The 4,992-nt window shown below is 39.0% G+C and carries 3 protein-coding genes; 1 reads left to right on the top strand and 2 read right to left on the bottom strand.

What is annotated here, in order from left to right; all coding sequences use genetic code 11:
* Nucleotides 1–1,264, bottom strand: a 1,264-nt coding sequence (locus tag ACFVSH_RS22805; protein ID WP_387707969.1) for a B12-binding domain-containing radical SAM protein, incomplete at its 3' end; no start/stop codon positions are given.
* A 202-nt stretch (nucleotides 1,265–1,466) separates the two neighbouring features.
* The gene (locus ACFVSH_RS22800) at nucleotides 1,467–2,492 is read right to left on the bottom strand and encodes an acyltransferase family protein (RefSeq protein WP_387599528.1); all 1,026 of its coding nucleotides are present in this window, start codon (nucleotides 2,490–2,492) and stop codon (nucleotides 1,467–1,469) included.
* A gap of 276 nt (nucleotides 2,493–2,768) precedes the next feature.
* On the opposite strand from ACFVSH_RS22800, the gene ACFVSH_RS22795 reads away from it, so the two are divergent.
* Complete coding sequence (locus tag ACFVSH_RS22795) at nucleotides 2,769–4,928, top strand: PAS domain S-box protein (RefSeq protein ID WP_387599531.1); 2,160 nt, start codon at nucleotides 2,769–2,771, stop codon at nucleotides 4,926–4,928.
* Nucleotides 4,929–4,992: the final 64 nt, after the last annotated feature.

Here is a 4,992-nt window from a genome sequence, read left to right as displayed (position 1 = left end):
GATATTCTGTGGTATGATCCATTCTATGGTCGTTCCAGTATTTTTCAAGGACATCTTCAACCTGTTTTATTCGGACAATGTCATCAAAGGATAAGACATTATTTCCTAGAATTTCATAGGGAGCATGTTCGCTGTATATATATTGGTGTTCAGCGGCGCGTATCCGTAAGCCAGTTCCACGAAGCATCTTTAAGAAACCAAGCTGCATCTCTTCGGGTCTGAGCTCGAAAACATCATTGAAAGTCTTTCTGAAAGAGTGATAATCTTCTTCTGGTAAACCGGCAATAAGGTCTAAATGTTGATCAATTTTTTGCCCTTCTTTAACCATGGTTACGGTCCTTGTCAGTTTTTCGAAGTTCTGCCTTCTCATTACTAAATCATTCGTATGATCATTCGTCGATTGTACCCCTATTTCAAAGCGGAACAGTCCTGCAGGGGCATTATCGTTCAAGAACTGGATAACTTCCGGACGCATGATATCCGCCGTGATCTCGAACTGGAAAACTACACCGGGAAGATGTTCATCGATTAAGAATTGAAACATCTCCATGGCATAGCTTCGGCTAATATTGAAGGTTCGGTCAACGAACTTAATGGTCTTGGCACCATTAGCCATAAGATATCTGATATCTTCTTTAATCTTCTCACGATCAAAATACCTGACACCCACTTCAATCGATGAAAGGCAAAATTGGCAGCTGAACGGGCACCCTCGGCTAGTTTCGATATAGGTGACCCGTTTAGATAGGTCTCCGCGGTCTTCCTCCAAACGATATGGAGAAGGGAGGGATTTCAAATCAACCTTGCCGTTCTGAGGCTGGATGATTTTTTTTCCATCCTGTCGATACGCAATGCCGCCAACCTTCTTATAGTCATTCGAACCTTCAATTTCAGATAAAAGAGCCTTGAAAGTGACTTCACCTTCGCCAATTACGATGAAATCAGCCCCGGGAATCTGATCAAGCCATTCCCCGACATCATAGGTGACTTCAGGTCCGCCGAGAATGATAACCAATTCTGGATTGATCTTCTTCAGCATGGCTACGACTTTCATTGTTTCTTCGATGTTCCAAATATAGCAGCTGAACCCTATGACATCGGGTTTTTTGGAATGAAGATCACCAACTATGTTCATAATTGGATCTTTTATCGTATATTCTGCCAGCTGTACATCGTAATCGGGCTGGGCATAAGCTTTTAAATATCGGATGGATAGCGATGTATGGATATATTTTGCGTTAAGAGTACTGATTATTATATTCATGTTAAAGGGCGTAAAAGAAACGCCTGGCTCCTTTCGTGTACATGTCTTTTTAAGCCAACAAGCACTAACGAGTAATTTTACCATAGCGTGCTCCATTTGAAAAATGGGTTATGGTATTGAAGGGGAATCTTTTCAGCTTGAAAGCGAAATGAAATGGAATTTGAAAAAACGGATGAAGCAGAAGATGCTTCATCCGTTTTATTTAAAAAGCTTGTTTAATATACTCTTTCGTTTTAGTCATGAAACGTTTTGTTTTGGTTGCTTTCAATTCGATGATCGGCTGCGCCATGGTAGCGATCATTTCACTAGATAATAACACGGTAATCAAGAAAGAGAGGCCGGCGAGCAGGATAAAGCTCTCTGTATTGCTGAAGTATTCCTGGATGGTGCTTTCGCGGAAAAACCGAATGAAGAAACCATGCAGCAGATAGACATAAAGGGTTTGTTTACCCCAGTTCGTAAAGAAATATTGTCCGCGTGGAATGAACGAAAGGAAGCTGAACACTGAAATTATGCTCAATCCATAAAATCCTAGGCGTTTAAACATGGACACGATTGTCGCATCTTCAAGTTCGGCATATGGTTTCGAACCGAGCAGCCATTTATAATTGATATCGCTATTTAAATAAAAACCGATAAAAATCACTAACATGACACTAAGTGAAGCCAAACGAACTTTGGGTGTGAATAGTTTTTTTAAATGTTCCTTGCTTAAATGGTACCCGATCAAAAACATCGGGAAAAAAACGAATGTCCTGGAGAGACTAAGGTAATTGGAGATATTGTCAATATATCCAATCAATAATGCGATTAAAAAAGATAAACCTATGCCTACTGATGGCTTTAGCTTTGAGAAACCAAGGAGCATGATGTTCCAACAGAATAAACTGATCAGGAACCATAGCGACCATTGGGGGTCAAGCAGGTCTACAGTGATGGCAGAACGTTCATATAAGAAATAGTAGTAAACGGTATAGATCAATTGGAAAATGATATAGGGCAATATCAGTTTTTTAGTAATTTTACCTAAATACCCTTTTTGATAAAAACCTTTCGCAAAGAACCCTGAAACAAGGATAAAGGCAGGCATGTGAAAGGAATAAATGGTTTTATATAAAGCATATATCGTTTCACTGTCATGTATATACGTATTCAGCAAATGTCCAAAGACGACAAAAGCCATGAGAATGAACTTGGCGTTATCGAAGAAAAAATCACGTTGTTTCATCGTTGCCTCCATTTAATAAATTTTTAAGGTAGCTAGAAAGCGTTGTTATTTCTTATACCCTAAATACCTTGTACTAAATCAATATTTATTAAACTTATTATAAAAACCTTAAATTAAGCTTAACGCTAAGTTTTACAGTGTTCAATATACTATGATTTGATATAAAGGATAATTTTGGAATGTTGTGATTGCGGCGATTTTCGAAAAATACCGAGGAAAATCAAGATGGATGTCGAATAAAGTTGGTAAGTATCGGTTTTGTTGAGGGGGGTTAATATGAAAGTCGGTTATGAGAATGAATCGGAATATAAACAGGAAATTTTAAAATTGAATAAACAGGTCGAAGGGTTTTTGAACATTTTCAATTCGATGTCAGAGCCTTATATTAGGGTTGATGAGGAACTGCGTCTCACTTATGCCAATGATGCCGCCTGCGCTCTGCTGGATACCGCGAAAGAGCAGTTGGAGTCCATGAAGATAACTGATTTTCTTGATGTCATCCCTTTAAATAACCAGGTAGTGTCAAGTTCCCTAAAAACCTCGAATGAAAGTGAAAGGCAAATTATCCAACTACATACCGGAGCCCTTAAGCAAATAGAGTTTATGCGTATAGGCTCACTTTTCGAAGGACAGCAGCTCTACCGTTTGGGGGATGTGACATTGGATGTTTCTTCATCAAGGGAAACAAGGATGTCAAGGCAGATGTTTTTGGACATTTTCGATACAGCCATAGAAAGCATCGTTCTATTCGACAGTTCAGGAATAATAATGGAAGTGAACCATGCCTTTATCCATGTCTTGGGCATCCCGAAAAAAGAGATTGTCGGTAAGAATATGAGGGGCCTTATATCCCCGGATTATAGGGAATATTGGGATGGGAGCATACAAAGGGCCTTTGATGAGTCGAACTTCAAAGGAGAGGTAGAGATAAAGGTTGGGGATGAACTGCATCATTTCACTTTCTCGATAAGTTCAACGGTAGGAAATGAATTATATATGTCGGTGCTTCGAAAAATTACAGAATCAAATATAATAGAAAAAAAGTTAGAGACGAGCGAACGGATTTTTGCCGAATTATTCGACCAGTCCATGGACGCAATCATATTCTGGAATGATGACGGGATCATTTTTCGGGTCAATCATTCAGCATGTAAAATATTCGAATCCAGCAGAGAGGATTTGATAGGCAGCCATATCTGGAAATACGTGTATAGCAATAGTAATCATTTTAACCAGATGATGGAGACGTTTGAAAGAGACACCCAGGTGCGGGGTGAGCTGATTTATAAAATGCCTAATAACCAAATTAAATTGCTTGAATTGACTGCCAAAAAACATGAAGGTGACGGATATAACGTAACGATCTTTCGAAATGTCAGTGAGCGTTGGCTGATTGAGAAGGAATTAAGGGATAGTGAAAAGAAGTTCAGGAAGATTTTTGAGGGAACATTAGACGGCTTGATATTATGGAATCATGAAGGGTTCACCGATATTAATGAAGCTGGTCAGAAAATATTGGAGATTTCAAAGCGCAAACTGCTATCTTTATCTGTACAGGGATTCATCGAAAAAATTCCTGAAAATGCTCCTGTCTTGAATGCTCACATTGAAAATGTTTATAAGCATGAGGTCTACTCTTCCATCATTCCGATAACATTCGAAGATGGAAGGGTTAAGCATATTGAATTTTTGACGAGGAAAAATTTATATTCGAACCTGAATTTAAGCATTTTCCGTGATGTGAGTAAAAATCTCGAAATGCAGGAACAAATCCGAAAATCGGATACTTTGAATGTCGTTGGTGAATTGGCGGCCGGAATTGCTCACGAAATCAGGAATCCAATGACAGCCTTAAAAGGTTTTATCCAGTTGCTTGAGGATGGTGTTAAAGGGGAGTTTTCCACATATTTTCACGTGATTACTTCCGAAATTAAGCGAATTGAAACCATTATCACGGAATTCTTGGTACTGGCAAAACCTCAGGCGCTAAAAATTTTCAAACAGGATGTTCATACCATATTGAGGGAGACACTGGAATTACTGGCCGCTCAGGCACTATTGGAAAATATTCAATTCGAGACAGACTTTGAAGAAGATGAATTTAACGTTTTATGTGAAGCGAACCAGTTAAAGCAAGTGTTCATTAACATCATCAAAAATGCATTGGAAGTCATGCCGGATGGGGGATCTGTTTCCATTAAAACAAGCCGATTTTCAGAGAAATACGTTTGCATTTCGATTACCGACAAAGGAATGGGGATTTCAACGGAAATGCTAAAAAAATTGGGTGAACCTTTTTATACGACGAAAGATAGGGGAACCGGGCTCGGGCTCATGGTCAGCTATAAAATCATTGAAGAGCACAATGGCTATATAGAAGTGGAAAGCGAAGTGGGAAAAGGGACGAGCTTTCATATTTATTTGCCATTCGAGTAATGCAGAAGGGTATGTTCCAACCCTTTTTTTAGTTAACGGAAAGCACATGGAATTTTCATCAATT

The sequence above is a fragment of the Peribacillus sp. NPDC058002 genome, assembly GCF_042886655.1.
Lineage (GTDB): Bacteria > Bacillota > Bacilli > Bacillales > DSM-1321 > Peribacillus > Peribacillus aracenensis.
Note: the sequence above shows the minus strand (reverse complement) of the source record. Positions and strands in the feature narration are given on the sequence as shown.

Bases quoted from the DNA above. Each gene is read 5' to 3' on its own strand.
- ACFVSH_RS22795 (WP_387599531.1), top strand. From the start codon at position 2,769: ATGAAAGTCGGTTATGAGAATGAATCGGAATATAAACAGGAAATTTTA.
- ACFVSH_RS22800 (WP_387599528.1), bottom strand. From the start codon at position 2,492: ATGAAACAACGTGATTTTTTCTTCGATAACGCCAAGTTCATTCTCATG.